Source organism: Streptantibioticus parmotrematis, assembly GCF_019890615.1.
Lineage (GTDB): Bacteria > Actinomycetota > Actinomycetes > Streptomycetales > Streptomycetaceae > Streptantibioticus_D > Streptantibioticus_D parmotrematis.
Genome location: NZ_JAINVZ010000017.1, coordinates 25050 through 45311, shown reverse-complemented (window position 1 = coordinate 45311; position 20262 = coordinate 25050). Strand labels below are relative to the sequence as shown.

The 20262-nt window shown below is 72.8% G+C and carries 18 protein-coding genes, 1 tRNA gene and 1 pseudogene; 10 read left to right on the top strand and 10 right to left on the bottom strand.

What is annotated here, in order from left to right:
* Positions 1 to 36 precede the first annotated feature (36 nt).
* Positions 37 to 219 (top strand): tail-anchor membrane protein, encoded by a 183-nt coding sequence (locus tag K7472_RS22370; RefSeq protein WP_222980313.1) that lies wholly within the window; start codon positions 37 to 39, stop codon positions 217 to 219.
* Positions 220 to 311: 92 nt separating this feature from the next.
* On the opposite strand, the gene K7472_RS22365 is transcribed toward K7472_RS22370, so the two are convergent.
* Positions 312 to 1232, bottom strand: coding sequence for an undecaprenyl-diphosphate phosphatase (locus K7472_RS22365; protein ID WP_222980312.1), 921 nt, complete (start codon positions 1230 to 1232; stop codon positions 312 to 314).
* Between the two features lie 261 nt (positions 1233 to 1493).
* Here K7472_RS22365 and K7472_RS22360 point away from each other — a divergent pair, with 261 nt between their 5' ends.
* Positions 1494 to 1940 (top strand): PPOX class F420-dependent oxidoreductase, encoded by a 447-nt coding sequence (locus K7472_RS22360; RefSeq protein ID WP_222980311.1) that lies wholly within the window; start codon positions 1494 to 1496, stop codon positions 1938 to 1940.
* The gene (locus tag K7472_RS22355) at positions 1937 to 3148 is read left to right on the top strand and encodes an MBL fold metallo-hydrolase (protein ID WP_222980310.1); all 1212 of its coding nucleotides are present in this window, start codon (positions 1937 to 1939) and stop codon (positions 3146 to 3148) included. The genes K7472_RS22360 and K7472_RS22355 overlap by 4 nt, the downstream gene beginning before the upstream one ends.
* A 145-nt stretch (positions 3149 to 3293) precedes the next feature.
* Here the strand turns inward: K7472_RS22355 and K7472_RS22350 are convergent, their stop codons facing one another.
* Positions 3294 to 6353: a glycoside hydrolase family 2 TIM barrel-domain containing protein gene (locus K7472_RS22350; protein WP_222980309.1), complete on the bottom strand. Its 3060-nt coding sequence runs from the start codon at positions 6351 to 6353 to the stop codon at positions 3294 to 3296.
* 178 nt (positions 6354 to 6531) lie between these two features.
* Positions 6532 to 8928 carry a DUF2264 domain-containing protein gene (locus K7472_RS22345; RefSeq protein WP_222980308.1) on the bottom strand — a complete coding sequence of 799 codons (2397 nt, stop codon included), beginning with the start codon at positions 8926 to 8928 and terminating at the stop codon, positions 6532 to 6534.
* Between the two features lie 82 nt (positions 8929 to 9010).
* On the opposite strand from K7472_RS22345, the gene K7472_RS22340 reads away from it, so the two are divergent.
* Complete coding sequence (locus tag K7472_RS22340; protein WP_222980307.1) at positions 9011 to 9241, top strand: hypothetical protein; 231 nt, start codon at positions 9011 to 9013, stop codon at positions 9239 to 9241.
* Positions 9242 to 9366: 125 nt separating this feature from the next.
* Positions 9367 to 9849, top strand: a complete 483-nt coding sequence (locus tag K7472_RS22335; RefSeq protein ID WP_222980306.1) for a universal stress protein — start codon at positions 9367 to 9369, stop codon at positions 9847 to 9849.
* Between the two features lie 36 nt (positions 9850 to 9885).
* On the opposite strand, the gene K7472_RS22330 is transcribed toward K7472_RS22335, so the two are convergent.
* Positions 9886 to 10893 carry an RICIN domain-containing protein gene (locus tag K7472_RS22330; protein WP_222980305.1) on the bottom strand — a complete coding sequence of 336 codons (1008 nt, stop codon included), beginning with the start codon at positions 10891 to 10893 and terminating at the stop codon, positions 9886 to 9888.
* Between the two features lie 202 nt (positions 10894 to 11095).
* The gene (locus tag K7472_RS22325) at positions 11096 to 12151 is read right to left on the bottom strand and encodes an alpha/beta hydrolase (RefSeq protein ID WP_372458023.1); all 1056 of its coding nucleotides are present in this window, start codon (positions 12149 to 12151) and stop codon (positions 11096 to 11098) included.
* Between the two features lie 306 nt (positions 12152 to 12457).
* Here K7472_RS22325 and K7472_RS33530 point away from each other — a divergent pair, with 306 nt between their 5' ends.
* Positions 12458 to 13417, top strand: a complete 960-nt coding sequence (locus tag K7472_RS33530; RefSeq protein WP_222980303.1) for a helix-turn-helix transcriptional regulator — start codon at positions 12458 to 12460, stop codon at positions 13415 to 13417.
* A 124-nt stretch (positions 13418 to 13541) separates the two neighbouring features.
* On the opposite strand, the gene K7472_RS22315 is transcribed toward K7472_RS33530, so the two are convergent.
* Together K7472_RS22315 and K7472_RS22310 are read right to left on the bottom strand one after the other, a co-directional pair.
* Entirely contained in the window at positions 13542 to 14441 is a 900-nt protein-coding gene (locus K7472_RS22315; protein WP_222980302.1) for a transketolase family protein, read from the bottom strand.
* 191 nt (positions 14442 to 14632) lie between these two features.
* Positions 14633 to 15370, bottom strand: coding sequence for a thiamine pyrophosphate-binding protein (locus K7472_RS22310; RefSeq protein WP_222980301.1), 738 nt, complete (start codon positions 15368 to 15370; stop codon positions 14633 to 14635).
* 53 nt (positions 15371 to 15423) lie between these two features.
* Here K7472_RS22310 and soxR point away from each other — a divergent pair, with 53 nt between their 5' ends.
* The 3 genes from soxR (at position 15424) to K7472_RS32895 (ending at position 16888) form a co-directional block, all read left to right on the top strand.
* Positions 15424 to 15891, top strand: coding sequence for a redox-sensitive transcriptional activator SoxR (gene soxR / locus K7472_RS22305; protein WP_222980300.1), 468 nt, complete (start codon positions 15424 to 15426; stop codon positions 15889 to 15891).
* Between the two features lie 125 nt (positions 15892 to 16016).
* A tRNA-Pro gene (locus K7472_RS22300) sits at positions 16017 to 16090 on the top strand.
* A gap of 195 nt (positions 16091 to 16285) precedes the next feature.
* A complete protein-coding gene (locus K7472_RS32895) occupies positions 16286 to 16888 on the top strand; it encodes an HNH endonuclease family protein (RefSeq protein ID WP_308014031.1) in 603 nt (200 codons plus the stop codon).
* Between the two features lie 467 nt (positions 16889 to 17355).
* On the opposite strand, the gene K7472_RS22290 is transcribed toward K7472_RS32895, so the two are convergent.
* Complete coding sequence (locus K7472_RS22290; RefSeq protein WP_222980299.1) at positions 17356 to 18255, bottom strand: C1 family peptidase; 900 nt, start codon at positions 18253 to 18255, stop codon at positions 17356 to 17358.
* A 350-nt stretch (positions 18256 to 18605) separates the two neighbouring features.
* On the opposite strand from K7472_RS22290, the pseudogene K7472_RS33525 reads away from it, so the two are divergent.
* Positions 18606 to 18719: pseudogene (locus K7472_RS33525) on the top strand (IS630 family transposase); the annotation flags it as partial.
* A gap of 24 nt (positions 18720 to 18743) precedes the next feature.
* Here the strand turns inward: K7472_RS33525 and K7472_RS22285 are convergent.
* Positions 18744 to 18920 (bottom strand): hypothetical protein, encoded by a 177-nt coding sequence (locus tag K7472_RS22285; RefSeq protein ID WP_222980298.1) that lies wholly within the window; start codon positions 18918 to 18920, stop codon positions 18744 to 18746.
* 417 nt (positions 18921 to 19337) lie between these two features.
* Entirely contained in the window at positions 19338 to 20075 is a 738-nt protein-coding gene (locus K7472_RS22280; protein ID WP_222980297.1) for a TetR/AcrR family transcriptional regulator C-terminal domain-containing protein, read from the bottom strand.
* Positions 20076 to 20262: the final 187 nt, after the last annotated feature.

The window sequence follows — 20262 nt, the reverse complement described above, 5'->3', positions numbered from 1 at the left end:
GTCGCGGCCGGTGCCGCGGACGGAAGGACGATAGCGATGTCGAAGCGCACGGGGTATGTAGTCGGGGGCGTTGCGGTCGGTCTGGTGCTGCTGTGGGTGCTGCCGCTGTGGGCCGCGCTGCTGATCATCATCGGCGTGCCGGTCGGTGGCTATCTCGCGCTGGACAAGTCCCAGCGGGCCCGCCTCAAGCGCGTCACCCGCAAGGAGATAGGCCGCTAGCCGAGTCGTTCCGGCCGCCCGGGCCGTCCTGCCGGGGCGCGGTGCGGCATCCGTGTCGGCGGCCCCCGCGGGGCGCCTGCGGACCGCGGGCCTCAGGTCAGGGTGAAGCACGCCAGGCTGCCCAGGCCCGCCACCGTGCAGTAGATCGCGAAGGGGGTCAGCGTCCGGGTCTCGAAGTACTTCGTCAGGTACTTCACGGCCACGTATCCGGCGACGAAGGCCGCCACGCTGCCCGCGACCACCTGGCCCCGGATGCCGTCCCCGGCCGGGCCGAGCAGCGAGGGCACCTTCAGCAGCGCCGCCGCGCCGATCACCGGGGTGGCCAGCAGGAAGGCGAAGCGCGCCGAGTCCTCGTGGTTCATGCTCCGGAAGATGCCCGCGCTGATGGTGGAGCCCGAGCGGCTGATGCCGGGGCACAGGGCGAGGATCTGTGCCGCGCCGATCCAGGTGGCCTGGCCGAAGCCGAGCCGGGTGATGCGCCGGTCCGAGCGCTCCTCCTCGCTCAGGTCCTCCTCACCGGGCGCGGGCGCCGCTCCGGCGCGTCGGCGGCCGGTGCCGCCCCGGCGCAGCCGCTCGGTGACGTAGAGGACGATGCCGTTGAGCGACAGGAAGACCGCGGTCGGTACCGGCTTGCCCAGGGTGGTCCGGAAGACGCTGTCGAGCGCCAGCCCCGCTATGCCCACCGGGATCGTGGCGACCACCAGCAGCCAGGCGAGCCGCTGCTCGACGGTGGCTATCCGCCGCTCCCGCACGGAGGTGAACAGCCCGCGTACCACCCGGGCCCAGTCCCGCCGGAAGTAGACCACCAGCGCCAGCGCGGTCGCCAGGTGCAGGCCGATCAGGACGTTGAGGTACGGCGATCCGTCGGCCGAGACGTTCAGGTCCCGCTCGACCTGCCCGCCGATCAGCGCCGGCACCAGGATGCTGTGGCCCAGGCTGGAGACCGGGAACAGCTCGGTGACGCCCTGCAGCAGGCCGACGCCTATGGCTTCTGGGTAGGTCAGGACGGACATCGGCGGCCTTCGGTCAAGGAGGGGGAGACGCCCGGAGGACGACGACGCCGCACGCGGGGGAAGCCGCAGGACGTGCCGGGGCAGCAGCGAAGCTACTACAGGGAAAGATCACCTCCGACGGCCCGGAGCAGTTGTTCACCTGGTGCTCCGCGCGTGTTCACGCGGGGTACCGCGACGGGTTCGGGCGCGGCCGGGAGCGTGGGGCGCATGATGCCCCGCGTGACCTGGAACACCTGGTCGGGGCCGTGCGTTGAGGGCGGTATGACGGGAACCGACGAGCGCGACGACGCGCTGCTGCGACTGCTCAGCGAAGTGGACGGCGGGGTGCTGGTCACCCTCAAGAAGGACGGGCGGCCGCAGCTGTCCAACGTCAACCACCACTACGACCCGGACACCCGTGTCATCCGGGTCTCCCTCACCGACGACCGCGCCAAGACCCGCAACCTGCGCCGCGACCCGCGGGCCACGTACCACGTGACCAGCGCGGACCGCTGGAGCTGGACGGCGGCCGAGGGCGTCGCCGAGCTGTCGGCGGTGGCCGCCGCGCCCGACGACGAGGCCGTCGAGGAACTGGTCGACCTCTACCGCGCGCTGCGGGGCGAGCACCCCGACTGGGACGAGTACCGCGCCACGATGGTCGCCGACCGGCGGCTGGTGCTGCGCCTGCGGGTGGAGCGGGCCTACGGGCAGCCCGGGCGGGCGTCATGAGCGCCCCGCGTCCGCTGTCCTTCGGTGCCCCGCCGAGCGGCGAGCGGCTGGCCCGCATCCGCCGTTCGCCGAACTTCGCCGACGGCGTCTTCGTCAACCCCGCCGGCCCCGCGAAGCCGCCGCGCGGTCCGGGACCGGGCCTGCTGCGGACCATGCTGCGCAAGGCGGACCGGGTCCGCAGGCGCCCGGCGGGAGACGTGCCGGTGCACCCGTTCACCCTCTCCGACCTGGCCGCGCCCGCCGCCTCCGGACTGCGGCTGACCTGGATGGGGCACTCCAGCGTGCTCGCCGAGATCGACGGCCACCGGGTGCTGTTCGACCCGGTGTGGGGCGAGCGCTGTTCACCGTTCTCGTTCATAGGGCCGCGCAGGGTGCACCCCGTGCCCGCGCCGCTCACCGAACTCGGGCCGCTGGACGCGGTGGTGATCTCGCACGACCACTACGACCACCTGGACCTGCCGACCATCCGCCAACTGGTGCGCACCGGCACGCGGTTCGCCGTGCCGCTGGGCGTCGGCGCCCACCTGGAGCGCTGGGGGGTGCCGGAGAAGCAGATCACCGAACTGGACTGGAACGAGTCGGTCGCCGTCGGCGGTCTCACCCTCACCGCCACGCCCGCACGGCACTTCTGCGGCCGGGGCCTGCGCAACCCGCAGCACACCCTGTGGGCGTCGTGGGTGGTCGCCGGATCCGAGCACCGGATCTACCACAGCGGTGACACCGGGTACTTCCCCGGCTTCGCCGAGATCGGCGAGCGGCACGGCCCGTTCGACGCCACCATGATCCAGATCGGCGCGTACAGCGACTTCTGGCCCGACATCCACATGACGCCGGAGGAAGGACTGCGCGCCCACCTCGACCTGTCCGGCGGCACCCCCGCGGGCACCCTGCTGCCCATCCACTGGGGCACGTTCAACCTCGCCCCGCATCCGTGGGAGGAGCCGGGCGAACGCACTCTCGCCGCCGCCGAGTCGGTCGGCGCGCGGGTCGCGGTGCCGCCGCCGGGCAAGCCGTTCGAGCCGGACGGCGAGCTGCCGGTCCACCCGTGGTGGCGCGCGGTCGCCGTACCGGGCCCGCGGGCCGTGCCGCTGCCGGTGCCGCCCGCCGCCGCGACGGCACCGGGCGAGGCGGGGGAGCGGCCGGACGCCGACGTGGGCGCGCACCCGGCGGGCGGCACCGTGCCGCAGCCGGACGGGGCCTCGGCCTGAGGCAGACCCCTGGCGGGCGGGGCGTTCGGTGCGAACGCCCCGCCCGCATCCTGTTCGCCGCGTGCAGCCACCGCGTCCCATTCCCCGCACGCGGTCGCCGCGTCCCGTTCCCCGGGCGTGGTCGCCGAGTCCCGCTCCGCGCGGCTCAGTTGAGCGAGCGGAACGTGAACGCGAAGTGCGCCGGACGCGCCAGGAGCCGGTGGCGCGGCAGCACCCCCGGGCCGCAGGAGGCACTGCCGAGTCCGTGCTGCGCGTGGTCGAGGGTGACCCACAGCCGCTCCTTGTCCGGCACCAGGTCCCCGGTGTGCGTGGCGGCGTCCAGCGCCTCGCTGGTCCAGCGCCGCACGGTGAACCAGAACACCGGATCGCCCTCCACCAGCAGCCCGCTCCCGTCGGGACGCCCCAGTCTCAGCCACCGCACGTCCGCCCGCGCGCCGTTCTCCTGCGGGCGGACGTACGGGGTCTGCAACGCGTCGACCGGCATGGCGTACCGCCCGATCCGGGACGCGGCCCGGCTGTCCGGGTAGGCCTCGCCGGGACCGCCGCCGAACCACTCCGCGTGCTCCAGCGTCCCGCACGTCCCCATCCGCACCCCCAGCCGGGGCAGCGGCACCCGCCAGTCGCCCTCCGGTGTGACATCCACGTCGAGCCGCAGCCGGTCGTCCCGCGCGGTCCAGGTGCGCACCGTGCGCAGCCCCAGCGACGCGGCCGCCGGGGCGACCCGGGTGATGACGGTCAGCGCGTCCCCGCCGACCGACACCCGCACCGTGCGGTGGCGCATCCGGTGCAGTCCCAACTCCCGCCAGCGCGGCTCCAGTCGGCCGGCCGGAGGTGCGGCGAAGCCCGCGTCGTTGTCGGTCGGCGCCCGCCACACGTCGAGCCGGGGGCCGGACACCTCGAAACCGCCCAGATACCGCAGCTCCCCGCTCGCGGCGTCGAACGTGCCGGGTCCCAGCACGACGACCCCTCCCTCGGCCCGGCGCGGCGTGCGCGGCTTGCCCCGCAGTACGCGGCCGGTTACGCCCTGCCCCAGGGCGGCCCGCCCCGCCACCGCTGACCCCGACCCCGACCCCGACCCCGGCGCCGCGCGTCCGTCGTCGGCCGGGAACTGCGCCCACGCCACCTCGTGCCCCGCCGGTGCCCACGCCGTCGCGGTCCCGAGGACGGCCCGTACCGTCCACCACGCCTCACCTGACGGCGCGTCACGTGGGGGACCGGGCAGGGGTACGTCCGCCGACCCGCCCGGATCCAGTACGGGGACCGCGAGTTCGCCGCTGCCGATGGCGCGCCCTTCCACCTCGTAGACCCAACGGAAGCCCAGATGACGGGAGTTGACGGTGTCGTAGCGGTTGGTGACGCGGAGCGTGCCGAGGGGGACACCGGACGTGGTCGACGGTGCCTCGACGCGGACCGGCTCGATGACCTTCTTGTACTCCACCAGGCCCGGCGAAGGGGTGCGGTCGGGGAAGAGCAGCCCGTCGCAGACGAAGTTGCCGTCGTGCAGCTCCTCCCCGAAGTCGCCGCCGTAGCCGAAGCGCCGCTCGCCCGGATCGCCGCCGAGGCGCAGGCCGTGGTCGATCCACTCCCACACGAAGCCGCCCTGGCAGCGCTCGTAGGTCTCGAACAGCCGCTGGTACTCGGCGAGTCCGCCGGGCCCGTTGCCCATGGCGTGCGCGTACTCGCACAGCACGAACGGCATCGCCCGGCGCCGCGCGTCCGCACCGGCGTCCGGCAGGGGCTCCTCCTCACGGCGGCCGATCCGCTCGACCTCGGCGTGGTCGGCGTACATCCGCGAGTAGACGTCGGTGTACGCGCAGGTGGGATCGCCCTCGTAGTGCAGCGGGCGGTCCGGGTCGCGCTCCCTGATCCACGACGCCATGGCCCGCAGTCCCCAGCCCGTGCCGCACTCGTTGCCCAGCGACCACATGACGACGCTCGGGTGGTTCTTGTCGCGTTCCACCATGCGCTCCGCGCGGTCCAGCAGCGCGGGGGTCCAGCGCTCGTCGTCCACCGGGTTGCCCGGATTGGCCGGGTGGACGAAGCCGTGCGTCTCCAGGTCGCATTCGTCGACCACCCACATCCCCAACTCGTCGCACAGGGACAGGAATCGGGGGTGTGGTGGGTAGTGGCTGGTGCGGACGGCGTTGATGTTGTGACGCTTCATCAGGACCAGATCGTGGCGCATCGTGGCCGCTCTCATCACCCGCCCGCGGTCCGGATCGAACTCGTGCCGGTTCACCCCGCGCAGCAGCACGCGCCTGCCGTTGACCTTCAGCACGCCGTCCTCCACCGCGACGGTGCGGAATCCGATGCGCAGGGGTATCCGCTCGCCGGGCAGCACGAGTTCGGCCTCGTACAGCGTGGGCGACTCGGCGCTCCACGGCTCCACCGGCACCGTCGCGGCCCGGCCGGTCGGCAGGTCGAGGCCGAGCGCGGGCACCCTGACGCGGCCCGGCGGCTCGCTCTCCACCCGCAGTGTGCCGGTGCCGTCCCGGTGGTCGTACGAGGCGTGCGTGAAGAAGTCCGCCGCCGGGCCTGCGGGCCGGTGCAGCAACGCCACCTCGCGGAAGATCCCCGGCAGCCACCACATGTCCTGGTCCTCCAGGTAGCTGCCGGACGACCACTGGTGGACGCGCACCGCGAGCACGTTGCCACGCGGCCGCAGCACCGCGCCGATCGCGAACTCGTGCGGCAACCTGCTGCCCTTGAAGACGCCCAGCTCATGACCGTTGAGCCAGACGCGGGCGCAGGACTCGACCCCGTCGAAGCGCAGGACCGTTTCGCCACCCGAGGGCCAGTCGGACGGCAGGTCGAAGACGAGGCGGTGGTCGCCGGTCGGGTTCTCGGTCGGCACGTGCGGCGGCTCGACGGGGAACGGATAGCGCGTGTTGGTGTACGCGGGCGTGCCGTGGCCCTCCAGCACCCAGTGCGCGGGAACGGGCAGCAGGTCCCAGCCCGACGTGTCGAACCCCCGCCGCGCGAAGCCCGCTTCGGGATCGTGCGCCTCGGCGGTCGGGGCGAGGCGGAAGCGCCAGAGGCCGCACAGGTCCATGCGCGGGGCGGAGGAGTCGGCGTACCAGGCGCGGGCCGGCAACGTGCCGTGCCCGGGGGAGGGATCCTCGTAGTACGGGAGGAACGGGAGGGGGCCTGCGTCGGGGAGCGGTGGTTCCGGATCGTGAGGCGTGCGTTCCGGATCGCTGGTCATCGAACTCCTAGCTTCGGGAGGTGCGCGAACGGTGCGACAGCTGCGGGGGGATGAGGGACGGCGGGGACCGGTGAGGCCCGCCGTCTCCTGATGAGGCGTCAATCCTGCTTCGTGCGAATGGACTCGAGGCTGCCGAAAGGCGACGATGGTGTGAGCGGAGCCGAGTGCGGCCGGCTGCTCACGCCCGCAGTTCCGTGCCGTCGGGGAATCGGATCACCACCTCACCGTCCGTCGGTTCCACCGCGACTCCCTCCCGTGTCCGGCGCAGACACCCCTCGTCCAGCGGCACACCGGACAGGCCGACGAGTGACACGTAGACGTGCCCGTGAGGCGTCGTCCTCGGGGTGTAGTCGCGGTCGCCGTCTCCGCGCCCGGTCGTCGCGGTCAGATACGGCACGGCCGAGTGGCGCCCGAAGGCGTTCGCGTCGGCGGCGCGCTCGACGCCCACCGCGTCCCAGCCGTACAGCGCGACGACAGCGCTGGTCAGGCCGTCACGGCGGCGCACCAGTGCCCAGCCGTCCCCGGCGGCCACGACCGGTTCGGCGGCGTCGGCGAGGGCGTGGCCGCCTTCGCGGGCGGCGGGACGGACGACGGCGCGGCCGTCAACCGGTCCGGCGACGAGGTCGTCAACCGGAGGCCCGGCGCCGAGGTCGCCAGCCTGAGCGACGCCAGGCCCAACGAGTCGCACTCGGTGCACCCGCAACTCCCAGGGCCCGTACGGCACCGCGGTCGTCTCCACGCGGTAGGCGGCCGAGGGCGTCGTGCCGGGGTAGGAGTGCGTCGCGCCCGCGTCGTGACCGATCGTTCCCACGCGTGCCGTGTGCCAGGAGGACACCGCCCGGGTGGTGACCGTGATCGGGTGGACCGTGGTGCGCGAAGAGGGAACGCCGTCGGGGGAGAGCAGGGCGAAGTGGTTGTCGATCCCGCGCCGCCAGGCCTCCGGCGCGGACTGCGGCGCCGTACGGGAGGAGTAGGCGAGCTTGGCGTAGTGCGGGTCGCCCGCGACCGCGTCGGTGAGGGCACCCGCGTCCCCGGTCGCGTCCGGCGTCGCGCTTCCCACTCCGCCCGCCACTTCGTGGTCGCTGCCATGGTTGAACAGGCGGACGATCCCGTCGCGACGCATCCCGTGCAGCAGCCACCCCGGCCCGCGCAGAACCACCGTCACGTCCGACTCCTCGATGGGCGAGGGGAGTTCGCGTTCCGTCCACACCGGGTGCGTGGCGGGCAGCAGCAGACCGAGGAAGCCCTTGCTCGCCCAGTACGGCGACCCGGGTCCCGAGTACGTCTGCGTCACCGGCAGGAACGGCCCGTACCAGCCGAGCCGCAGCAGGCCGTCCGCGTCGGGGGCGCCGCGCTCCGCGAAGTGCCGCAGCGCGCCCGAGGCGATCCGCCGGGTCAGCCCCGGCGCCAGCGGCGTGGCATCCGCGAGCGCGCCCATCCACAGCGGCGCCGCCGTCGCAAACCGGTAGGTCAGCGAGCGCCCTTGGTGCACCGGTGCGCCGTCCGCCCCGAAGAAGTACCGGTAGCCGTCGAGGAACAGCCGCAGGCGCTCCCGGTACACCGCCGCCCTCGCTGGTTCGGCCCCGCCGCCCGGGGTGGAGCCGGCGATCCGCGCCCACAGCAACGGGTAGAAGTGCAGCGCCCAGGCGTTGTAGTAGTCGAAGTGGCGTCCCTCGCCGTCCGAGTACCAGCCCTCGCCCACGTACCAGTCCTCGACCCGGTCCAGCCCGCTCTCGATCGCGTCCCGGTCGTACGGCGCGCCCACCGAGGCCAGGAACTGCTCCACGACCACCTGGAAGAGCCGCCAGTTGTTGTCCCAGGTGTGCTTGCCGGTGAAGCCGGACAGCCAGTCGACGACACGTTCGCGCTCCTGTTCCTCCAGCCGGTCCCAGATCCACGGGCGCGTCTCGTGCAGCCCGATGGCGATCGACGCCGCCTCCACCATGGGTTGCGAGCGCTCGGCGATGGGCGGCCAGGCGTCCGGGCGGGACGGGTCGGTGCCCGTTGTCAGACCCCGCGCGTAGCGTGTGATCAGTGCTTCGACCGGGCCGTGCGCGGGGAGCGGGTGCCCGGTCGTGGCGGGCGCGAGCGCGCCCGCGATCCGGAAGGAGGCGAGCAGGAATGACCGGGCGAACCCTTCGAGTCCGTCGGACTGCGGCCCCGACCGGCTGGCGCGCCCCGGCAGGTCGTAGCGCGCGAAGCCCGGCGAGGCGTACGGCACGAGCGCGTCGAGCAACCGGTCGGCCACCGCCTCCCAGTGCGCGCGGGTCCACCCGGTGCGGGGTGACAACTGCCAGTCCTGCGCGGGCAGTCGGATGCCTGGGGGAGCCTGGCGCGCGGCGGCGGGCCAGCCTGCGGCGGGGGTCTGATCTGCGGCGGCGGTCAGACCTGCGGCGGCGGTCTGGCCTGCGGCGGCGGTCTGGCCTGCGGCCGCCTGTCGCTTCGCGGGGGCGGCCCGGTGTCCGGCGGAGGGCCGCTGTCTGGCGGGTGTCGGGTCGCCTGAGGACTCGCCGCCATTGGTCGGCGTGGGCCCGTGCGGGCGTTTCGGCGTGGGCGCGGACGGGCGTTCGGGCATGCGCGATCTCCCGGGGGCGCGGCGATCGGGTCGGCGTGCGTCCCGCACCGGACAACGGATACCGGACCTATCCTGTAAGCGCTTGCTGTCCTCGGCAAGAGCCCCGGCCTCTTCCGGCGCGCGAGTCGTGGACGGGGCGGACGCGTGGGGCGGCAGGGGCGTGACGGGCGCGGCGGTGCCCGCACTGGTCACCCTGCGCGGGCGCGGCTCGTCGACGTGGGCGGGACTCCTGAGAGTGCGGTGCGCCGGTGGGCGGCCGACCATGGGGTGCGGTGCGCTGGTGGACGGCGGCCGTGCGCTGGTGGACGGCTGACCGTGCGGTTCGTCGGTGGGCGGCGGCCGTGCGGTGCGTCGGTGGGCGGCCGGTTCCCGTCCGCTCGGTGTGCTGGAGTGGGACGGGCTCTCGATCGTCGCGCACCCGACCGATACCCTCGGACCGTGAGCGAAGACCACGAGCTTGAGGGCCGGAACACCCCCGTGTTCGAACGAGGTACGGACGGTCCGAAGGTGATCGTCGCCGGGGTGGACGGCTCCGACTCGTCCTGGCGGGCCGCCGCGTACGCGGCAGGGCTCGCCCGCCGCCAGCGGTCCTTGCTCGCGCTGGTCTACGTGCAGCCGATCGCGATGGCCGGCACCGCGGGCCTCGGCGTGCCCATGGCGGAGGCCACCTCGCAGATCGCCGAGGAGATCGTCGCCCAGGTCAGGGAGGCCGCCGACCGGCTGGGGGACGACTTCGCCCTGCGGTGGGAGTTCCACACCTTCTCCGGCGATCCGTTCAGCGGCCTGGCCCAGGCGGCCGACGACCTGCGCGCCGACGCGGTGGTGGTCGGCGCCTCGGAGCAGGCGGGACACCGCATCGTCGGCTCGCTCGCGGTGCGTCTGGTGAAGGCGGCCCGCTGGCCGGTGACGGTGGTCCCGTAGCGGGACCCGGGCCACAGCCCGGGCCCCGGCCACGGCTCAGACGCAGGAGGTGAAGGTCGGGCTGGTGTGCGCGACGTAGATCGTGGCGCCGCCGCTCGGGTCGTCCTTGAGCGGAACGGTGATGGTGTCGGCCGCCGTCCACGGGAAGCCGCGGGCGTCGAAGGTCCAGGTGCCGGTCACCTTCTTCGCCAGCTCCGACAGCGTCACCCAGCCGTACTGCCCGGACGGCACCGGCACCGTGACGCTGTTGTTGACGCTGGTCGACCCGCTCCACACGTTGGAGAAGGTCAGGCTCGCGGAGACCATGGTCTGCAACGCGCCCGCCGCGCCGCCCGACAGGCTGCTGGAGACCGTGCTGGAGATGGTGTCGGACCATCCGGTGGTGTTGGTCACGGCGAAGGCCTGCGAGATCGGGCCGCTGGTGTCGTTGTACCAGACCGCCGAGGCGCAGATCTCCGGCAGCGGGGCCGCCGCCGACTCACTCGACTCCGCCCAGGTGCAGGTCGAGGTGTTCTGCTGGCACAGCGCCGCGGCGTGCGCGACCGCGAGGTTCCAGGCCGCGGTGGCGTCCGCGGCGGGAGCGGACGAGGACAGCGTCCACTGCTGGTTGACCGTGCCGTTGCAGGTGTACTGGTCGGTCCAGGCGTCGTCGTACTGCCCGCCCATCAGCAGGTCGAGGCAGGTGTTGTCGCCCTCGTGCCGCAGCATGAACGTCCGGGTGCCGCCCGCGACCGGCTGGAAGTACCACTCCTGGCTCGCCTGGCCCCCGCAGGTCTCCTGCCGCAGGGCGGGGAAGCTGACGTCGATGCACTTGCCGGTGTCGTTGTTGACGATGGTGAACGACGAGTCGGCCGGGTTGACGTTCAGATGCCACGCCTGGTGGTAGCCGGGTGCGGAGTTGGTGACGATGTAGGCGCCGTCACTCGTGGTGCCGTTCTGCACGTCGAGTTGGCGGCCGTTGCTCGCGGAGGTGAAGCCCACGCACTGCAACGCCGTGCCGCAGTCCGCCGCGGGCCGTGCGGCGGCGGACGCGGGCGATGCCACGAACCCCAGGGCCGCGCAGCAGACGGCCAGGAGAGCGGCGATCGGGCCCAGGCATCTGGCCAGGACGCGCTTCGGTGAACGGGACGCGGCACGCGACGAGGGCGTGCGGGGACTGCGGGGTCCGCGGAGTCTGCGGGATAAAGCCACGGTTCAACTGCCTTTCTCGGACGGTGTGTTGTGTGCCTTCGTTGGCGGTGGGGCGTCAGGAGCGATGCGCGGCCGGAGCGGCCTGGGCCGTGGACGCCGAGGCGAACGCGGCTTCCAGGCGCGGGACGAAGTCCACGAGGTCCTGCCCCCAGCAGCCCGGCGTGTGGCCGCCCTGGCAGTCGCCGCCCCACTGGGACCCGCCGCCGTAGTCCAGGAAGTGGTACGGGATTCCCAGCGCGTCCAGGTGGTCCTTGACGTGGTGCGCGGCCGACTCGACCCAGAACTCCGGGTCGGTGGGATTCCCGGCGCCGTCGCCGGTGTAGAGCGAGATGCCCATGCCGGCGAGCGCCGCCATGTGGGTCGAGGGGTCCGCCGCGTTCCAGCGCCAGTCCGCGTTGAGCACCGGGTACGGCGTGCCGAAGATCGCGTCGCTGGAGACCGGCGGCCCGAAGTCGAGCGCGCAGCCCGCGCCGGACAGCGAACTGGAGCCGCACAGCGGCACCCCCGCGTCGGTGAGCGTCGCCACGACCGCGCCACGGATCACCGCCTCGTCCCCCGACAGGTCGTCGGCCCCGGAGAACGTGGCGACCTGGCCGAAGAGGTCCGGGTGGTCCTGCGCGTAGTGCAGCGCGCCGAAGCCGCCCATCGAGATGCCGCCGACGGCCCGGCCCTGCCGGGTGGCGATGGTGCGGAGGTTGGCGTCGATGAACGGGATCACCTGGTCGATGTGGAAGGTCTCCCAGTTCTGCGCGCCCGCGGCGGTGGTCTGGTCGAGCCAGTCGGTGTACCAGCCGCGCAGGCCGCCGTCCGGGATCACCGTGATCATCGAGGCGGAAGTCAGCGCCGGGAAGGCCAGCCCCGGGTCGGCCGGATCGTCGGACGCGCCGTGCAGCAGGTAGAACACCGGGAAGCGCTTCGTGGGATCGGCGGCGTAGTCGGCGGGCAGGATGACGCGAATGTGGTGCTGTCCCGCCACCTCGGCGGTGGTCACGGTAATCACGAAATCGGTGGCCGTGCCGGTCGCGGCGCCGACCTGGGTGAGGCCGTAGGCGTCGGTCAGGGCCGGCGGCGCCTGTTCGTCGGCGTGCGCGGACGGCGCGGTGAGCAGCATCGCCAGCAGGGTGACGGCCGCGGCGAACAGGGCCTTGACGCGTGGGCCGACGGAACGGGACGGTTCGCGGCGCAGGTCGAGTGGGCGCGGGCCGGGTAGGCGTGCGCCGGGAAACGTCGAACTCATCATCCCCCCTTGAGAGTTTGCGTTCGCGGGAACCATCCCAGCGCACGACCCCCTCCCCGCGCCAGAACATGATCCGGCCCATCTGGGCCATCGGCGCACACACGCCAACCGTGCGGTAACGTCAGCCGGTTGACCCGTACCGTTCGCCCGACCGGTACCGACGCCGATGGTGGGGTTGCCGTGCCCGACTTACTGGACCCAGGCTCCGACCGCGGCCGGGTCTACCGGGCCCTGGTGCTCCACCCGTGCGCCACCGCCGACGCGCTGGCGGCCCGTACCGGACTCCAAGTGGACGCCGTCCGGCGGCAGTTGGAGGGGCTGGTCGCGCAGGGCGCCGTCGTGGCGATGGAGGACGGGGTGTGGGACGCGCTGCCGCCGGTCCAGGCGGTCGAGGCGGCCCTGCGGCGCGAGGCCGACCGCCACGCGGGGCTGCGGCGGGCGGGCGAGGAACTGGAGCGGCTCTTCCGCTCGGCCCGTCGGGACGCCACCCGGTATCCGGCCCTGGACGTCGCCTACGGCACCGCCCGGGTACTGGGTGCCATCCAGCGGTTGCAGCGCTCCGCCCGGCAGCAGATACGGGTCATCGACGTGCCGCCGTACGCGGGGACCTCGGACTACTACCTCGACCAGGAGACCACGCAACGCGACCGGATGGCGGCCGGTATCGTCTACCGCACGCTCTACGACGGCTCCGCGTTCGACGACCCGGTGGCCGGGCCCAACATGGCCCGCATGATCGCCGCGGGGGAGCAGGCCAGGACCCTGGACGAGCCGCCGATGAAGCTGCTGATCGGCGACGACGACCTGGCCGTGGTGACGCTGAGGGCCGACGACCACGACGGCATCGTCGCCCTGCTGGTGCGGCCGTCCGGCCTGCTGACGGCGTTGTCCAACGTGTTCGAGACGCTCTGGACGCTCGCCGTGCCCGCGTCGGCGGCGGGCGCCCATCCGGAGCTGGACGCCCGCGACCACCAGATCCTCACCCTGATGGCCAGCGGCGCCACCGACGACGCGATCGCCAGACGGCTGGGCCTGGGCCGCCGCACGGTCGTGCGCCGGGTCTCCGCGTTGCAGGCCAGGCTCGGCGCGACCACCCGCTTCCAGGCGGGGGTGCAGGCGGCGCGCAGGGGGTGGCTGTGAGGGGGCGCGTTGGCCTGACGAGCCGCTTTCGGCGCGAGCGGGGGCGCGGGCGGCGCGGGCTCAGCGCAGGAAGGCGGTGGTCCGGCACCGGCTCAGCGGAGGAAGGCGGTGATCCGGCACCGGCTCAACGGAGGAAGGCGGTGATCCGGCTGCGCAGCCCGGCCGGGTCCAGGCCGTGCGCCGTGACGTGTTCCGCCCATGTGCCGTAGCGGCGCAGTTCCCGCCGGGCGGTGCCCAGGCCGAGCAGGCGGTGCGGGGTGTCGGCCAGTGCCTCGGCCGCGTACGGCACCGAGGTCCCCGCGAGGTACGGCTCGACGAGCACCACGTCGGCGGCCCCGGCGCGGCGCACCTCGGCCCGCAGAGTGTGGGCGTCGAAGGGCCGCACGGTGGACGCGTACAGCACGCTGACGTCCAGCCCCTCGACCGCTTCGAGCGTCGCGTCGAGCATCGGCCCGACCGCCAGGACGACGCCCGCCCCGCCGGTGCGGACGGTCCGGAAGACGCCGGGCGGCACGTGGAGGGGATCGCGGTTGGACTGTTCGCCGAGCCGCACGTAGACGCGGTGGTCGCCGTCCGCCGCCGCGTGCCGCAGCAGCGCCTCCGCCTCGTCCGGGTGACCGGGGACGTGCACCGTCCAGCCGTCGAGCGTGTCGAGCAGGGCGACGTCACCGGGCGCCTGGTGGGTGCGACCGCCCGCCGCGATGTCGTACGAACCGCCCGCGCTGACCAGCACCGCCCCCACGTCCTGGTGGTCCAGGTCCAGCTTGACCTGCTCGAACGGGCGCTCCACGAGGAAGCTGGCGAAGGTGTGGGCGATCGGCCGCATCCCGGCGAGGGCCAGCCCGCCGGTCGCGCCGACCAGCAGCTGCTCGCGGATCCCGACGTCGATCACCCGGTCGGGATGGGCGCGGGCGGCGTCCTTGAAGCGGTCCGACGAGATGACCGCGAGCACCACGGCGAGCCGGGGGTCCTCGTCGAGCAGCCGGGAGGCGGTGGTGGCGAAGCGTTCACGCATGGTGTCCATGGGGTCCTCGTGGGTGGTGGGGCTGGTGACCGCGGAAGGAGGTAAGTCGACAAGTCGCCGTACGTTGATCAGGCGGGACCTGGCGTTGATCAGGTGGACCTGACGTGGATCGGGCCGAGGCGCGGAGCGGAGCGGGAGCCGGGCGAACCCGGGCCGGGCGAACCCGGGCCGGGCGGGCCCGGGCCGGAGGGTCAAGCCCTCTTGGGCTCGACGCGGGCGATCACGGCGTGCGGGCGGCCGGGGTGCGGGGCGGTGAACGCCTCGTACAGCGCCGCGTGGTCGCGCCCGTCGACCGTGAGTGCGGACCAGCCCTCGGCGGTGAAGCGCGAGGCGAGGCCGCCGCGCCAGCCGTAGGTGGCGGAGGAGTTGTCGACGGCGACGACGCGCAGGCCGTCGAGCCCGACGGCGCCCGCGAAGGCGATCGCCTCGTGGTTGCTGCCCTCGTCCATCTCCGCGTCGCCGACCAGGACCCAGGTGCGGGCCGCGTCGAGCCCCTGGGCCCGCAGGCCGAGCGCGGTGCCGACGGCGAGGGGCAGGCCGTGCCCCAGCGAGCCCGACCCGATCTCGACGCCGGGCACGAGGGTGCGGTCGGGGTGGTGGCCGAGCGGCGAGTCGAAGCCGCCGAAGCCGGACAGCCACGCCTCGGGCAGGAAGCCCTTGGCGACCAGGACCGCGTAGTACGCCATCGGGCCGTGCCCCTTGGACAGCAGGAAGCGGTCCCGGTCGGCGGCGTCGGCGGTTTCGGGGGAGACGCGGAGCACGCGGTCGTAGAGCACCCACAGGACGTCGAGGGTGGAGGTGGCGGCGGGCCCGTGCTTCTCGTCGCCGGTCATGAGTGACATCAGGCGGCGCAGGTCGTCGTACGAGTACGGGGAAGTGGCCTGCGGGGAAGGCCACTTGACGGTGGTGGACGTCGGTGTCGAGGTCATGGGTGAAGCCTGCAACTTCAAGCGAACTTGAAGTCAAGCGCTAGCATCACGGCATGTCCGCCCCCGACCGCCTGACCATCGGCGAACTCGCCGCCCGCAGCGGCCTCGCCACGTCCGCGTTGCGCTACTACGAGGACCTCGGCCTGATCCACGCCGAACGCACCGCCGGCGGCCAGCGCCGCTACCCCCGCCCCACGCTGCGCCGGCTGGCCTTCATCAGGGCCGCGCGGCAGGTAGGCCTGTCGTTGGACGAGGTCCGCGCGGCGCTCGCGGAACTACCGGCCGACCGCACGCCGAACGCCACCGAGTGGGCGAAGGTCGCCCGCTCCTGGCAGCGCCGCATCGACGCCCACATCGAGTCCCTGCGCGCCCTGCGCGACCGCCTCACGGGCTGCATCGGTTGTGGCTGCCTGTCGCTGACCAAGTGCGCCCTGTACAACCCGTCCGACCAGGCGGCGACGAAGGGCCCCGGAGCCCGCTACCTCCTGGGCGACACTCCGCCCCGCCCCCGCGAACGCTGAGAGGTGCGGCGATCACGCTCCGTGCCACCTCGATCACCCGCCCGGGGTGCGAGCGACCAGCCTCCGGAGTGCGGTATTGTTCTCGTGCGCGGTCAGCCGGGGACACCCCCGACCGACACGAGCACCGGGACGTGGCGCAGCTTGGTAGCGCACTTGACTGGGGGTCAAGGGGTCGCAGGTTCAAATCCTGTCGTCCCGACGGTGCGAGAAGCCCGCTGGCGGAGGTCGAACCTCCAGGCCAGCGGGCTTTTTCGTGCTCTCGGCGCACGATGCGGAGGTGGCGAACGGCGGTTGCCTCTGAGACCAGTTTGGGGCCCATCGTGGCGCTGGCGGGGTGCCAGGGCTCGTCGGGAGCTGATGCGAAGACCGCCTCGGAGGTTCGCCAGGCCGGGCGGTGACCGCGCTCGGAGAACTGCGGGTGTCGCCGGAGGCCCCGGTCCGCTGCTACGACCGGGTCAAGGACTTCGGGCCGGCCTGGAGCGACGACACCAGCGCGCCGGGTGGGCACAACGGCTGCGACACCCGGGATGACATCCTGCGTCGCGATCTGACCGGCATCCGGCTGGACGGCCGGTGCAAGGTCGTCTCCGGGACCCTGGACGACCCGTACACCAACCGCACGATCCACGTCACCCGCGGCCGCGAGACGTCGAGCGCGGTGCGGATCGACCACATGGCGGCCCTGGGCGACGTATGGACTACCGGTGCCGCAAACCTGACGCAGGCGCAGCGCGAAGAGCTGGCCAACGACCCGTTGAACCTGGACGCGGTCGACGGGGCGGCCAACGACGACGAAGGCGATGACGACGCCTCGCGATGGCTCCCGCCGGCCACCGGGTACCGGTGCGAGTACGTGGCCCGGCAGATCGCGGTCAAGGTCAAGTACCGGCTGTGGGTGACACCGTCGCAGAAGTCGGCGATGAACAAGGTGCTGGCCACCTGCCCGAGCCAGCCTCTGCCGACCGGGAGCAGCCCCGAGGTCGCGCTCAGGAGCTGAGGAACCCGCGCGGCCTGGGCTACGCGGCCGAGGCGGCCCGGGCCGTCGCGGGGCAGGTGTTCGACGAACTGGCCGTGCACCGACTGTTCGCCCGCCTCGACGTGCTCAGCGCCAGCTCGGTGGAGCGTGTGCGAACGCCTGGGCACGCGGCGGGAGGTGCGTCTCGTCGACCGCGACCTCGACGGCGAGCGCTGGAGCAGTGAGTGTGTCTGCACGGTCCTCGTAGACGGGTTGTCGGCCAAGTCCACCTGTCCGCCTGGAGCTTCACGTGTTTGTCCGCTCAGCGGAGATCGACCTGCCCGGCTCGGCCCTGAGTGGTGCGATGGAACCCTCGTCGTGGGATCCGGCGCATGCTCGGGGCCGGGCGCGTCCTGGACGGACGGCAACTGCCGCTACCGACACCGGATGTGGAGTCCGGTACGGCAGCGGCAGTCGCGGGAACACGGCCGTCACGTGGCCTTCAGGGTTCAGCCCTGGGTGCTGAGCTTGCCGACGGAGTGGACCTCCATGATGTCACCGGTGTTGAAGAAGTCCCACGGGACGGTGAAGAATCCGCCGTCGCCCCAGCTGGTGCCCCAGCTGTTCTCGATCTTCACGCCCTGGCTGTTGTACCCCACGATGGTCACCTCGTGACCGCCGAGGATCGGGTCGCTGGAGGAGTCGCCGGGCAGGTAGCTGTAGTCCGACGCGGTCTGGGAGTTGAGGTCCTCGAAGCTCTGGTGGACCTGGAAGCCGATCACCACGGGCTCGCCCTGGGAGATGGCGTTCTCGATGCCCGAGCGGGCGGAGCTGCCGCTGGTGGGAAGCGTGTTGAAGCCGGAGAGCTTGTAGTGGGCCGCGTTGGCCCGCTCGTTGGCGTCCGGCTGGGTGGTGTAGTCGCTGGTGCCCTGCCAGTAGTCGGACTGGGTGTCGATGCCCTGCTTCCGCTCCATGGGCAGCGCCACGCTGGCGGTGGTGCCCTCGTCGTCGCCCTTGGCGATCTGCGCGTAGATGTACATGGGGGCCATCGGCGCGCCGCTGATGCCCTGTTCGTTCATCACGATGCCGTAGGCGGAGTAGCCGGTGGCCCAGGCGACGCAGGCGCCGACCTGGCCCTGGTCGCCGGGCGAGAGGGCGTACTTGCTCAGGTCCGCGCTGGCCGGCGCGGCACCGGAGCGCTGGAACACGGCCTGCGCGTGGCCCGCCGTGACGGCGTTGGCTTGTTCGGCGCGCACCTCTTTGAGGTTGAGGCCCATGCCGTGCACCAGGTGGTGGGCGTGGGAGGCGGTGGTCTGGTCGGCCGCCGTCGCGGTGGCCGCCGTGAGGGCGGGGGTCAGGCAGGACAGGGCGATCGCGGCGGCGACGCCAACGGCTATGCGCGGACGCATCATTTCTCGCTCCTCGACACTCAGTGGGGGCCGTGTCGGCACTCCGCCCGGTGAAGGGCGGAGTGCCGACACGGTGAGCTCGCCGGAGCGATTCCTTGGTGTTGCCTGTGGATCGCTCGCGGTGCCGAGGAACCTAGGCCTACGGGCATGAACCTGTCATGGGAAAAACAAGACAGTGGCGTAAAGATGACAACACGATGAGGTGGGAAACCCGGCACACCGGCGGAAACCGGTACACCGTCAGGGATTGCCGACCCGGGCCCACCCGGCCTGGGGCCGTCACCACGGCCAGAGTCGCCAGCTGGGCCTGCCCGTCATCGAGGCGGGCATGCGGCCGGTAGCCCCGGTAGCCGAGGAAGAACCGCACTAGGTGCCTGGAATTCTGCCGCTACTTGCGCAGCCTCTACCCGCCCAAGATCCGTATCGCGATCGTGCTCGACAACTTCTCCCCCCACCGAAGAACGGGTCTTCGCGGTCGTCGCGGATCGTCACCCGTGCCTCGTCGAATCGGTGCAGGCCGGTCGGGCCTCGAAGCGCACCGTCAGGCGCAGATCGAGCCCGCCGCCGATGCGCAGCGCCAGGCGGGGAGTCAGTTCTCCGTGCCACCGGTCGCGTTCGATCGTCGCCACCGCGTCGGCCGTGCTGCGGGCGCGTTCTGCGGTCACCCAGGAGCCGCCGGCCGCCACCGCTGGTCGACGGCCCGCCGTTGCCGGTGCCGGACTGCGCGACGTCGCCGGGTGTGATGTCCGGGCGCAAGCGGATCAGGCGAACCGGGTGCCGCCACCGGCCTTCGTCGACCGCGGCGCCGGCGCAGATTTCGGCGACCTGGGCCGGGGCGACCAGCGCGGAGGAGGAGGGCGGCCGACTGTATGTCCTCGGATTCCAGGGCCTGCGACCCGTGGTGAAGGTGGGATCCACCGGCAAGCCGGAGCAGCAGTTCGACACGTACGGCCTTGACCGGATCGGCGCACGGTCCGCACCTCGTGTCGGTGTGGGCCTGCTTGACGGCGCGGAGCACGGGGAGTTGGCCGTCGCTGGTCGTACCGGGCGCGCCGTTGGTACCGGGTGCGTCGAACCGTTGGCTACGCGGTGGTCGCGCCGAGGCGGGTGGCCAGGCCGTCGAGGATGCGGTCGAGGCCGTAGGCGAAGCCCTCCTCGCGGGCCGCGCGAGGGGACTTGCCACGCTGCTGCGCGTAGGAATCACGAAGACGCGGGTAGGACTGCGCGGCCTCTTCCGCCGCGGGCCACAGGCGTTCCACCCACTCCTGCTCGTCCTGGCCGCTGCGGGCGAGCACCGTCAGCCAGGCGGCCTCGCTGGTGGCCATGCCGGTGACGTACGCGATGACCGTGGCCACCGCGTGGTCGGCCTCCTCCGTGGGAAGGCCCGCCCGCTCGAAGGGGGCGAGGAGCGCGTCGGACAGCTGCATCCAGTTCGGCCCGAGGTAGGACATGCCCATCTCGCCGAGTACGGAGGCGATCCAGGGGTGGCGCAGGATGGTCGCCCGCAGGCTCTGCGCGCACGCGACGACGGCCTCGCGCCACTGGGCGTCCTCGGCGGGCGGCGGGAACTCGACCTCGCCGTAGGTCTCGTCCACGGCCAGCTCGATCAGCTCGTCCTTGTTGGCGACGTGCCGGTACAGGGAGGTGGCTCCGGCGCCGAGTCGGTTGCCGAGCTTGCGCATGCTGAGCGCGTCGATCCCCTCGGCGTCGAGCAACTGCACCGCCTGGGCCACGATCTGCTCCCGGCTCAGCGCGGGCTGTTCTCTCACGCGCCGGGGCCGGGTCCACACCGATGGGATCACCTGCGCATCGGAAGGCATGCGAACCTCCTCCTCTTCGGCTGACGACTCTGCGTTCACTTTAGCGCACACCATACGCATCTGCGTACGGGTGAATCGGTCCCGTCGCGATGGTGATGGCCGTGACGCCGGTGCCGGCGCGTTCCGGACGTGTCCGGAAGGTCACGCCTTGCGAGTGCCGAAGGGCTGTGCGTACAGTGTGCGCATC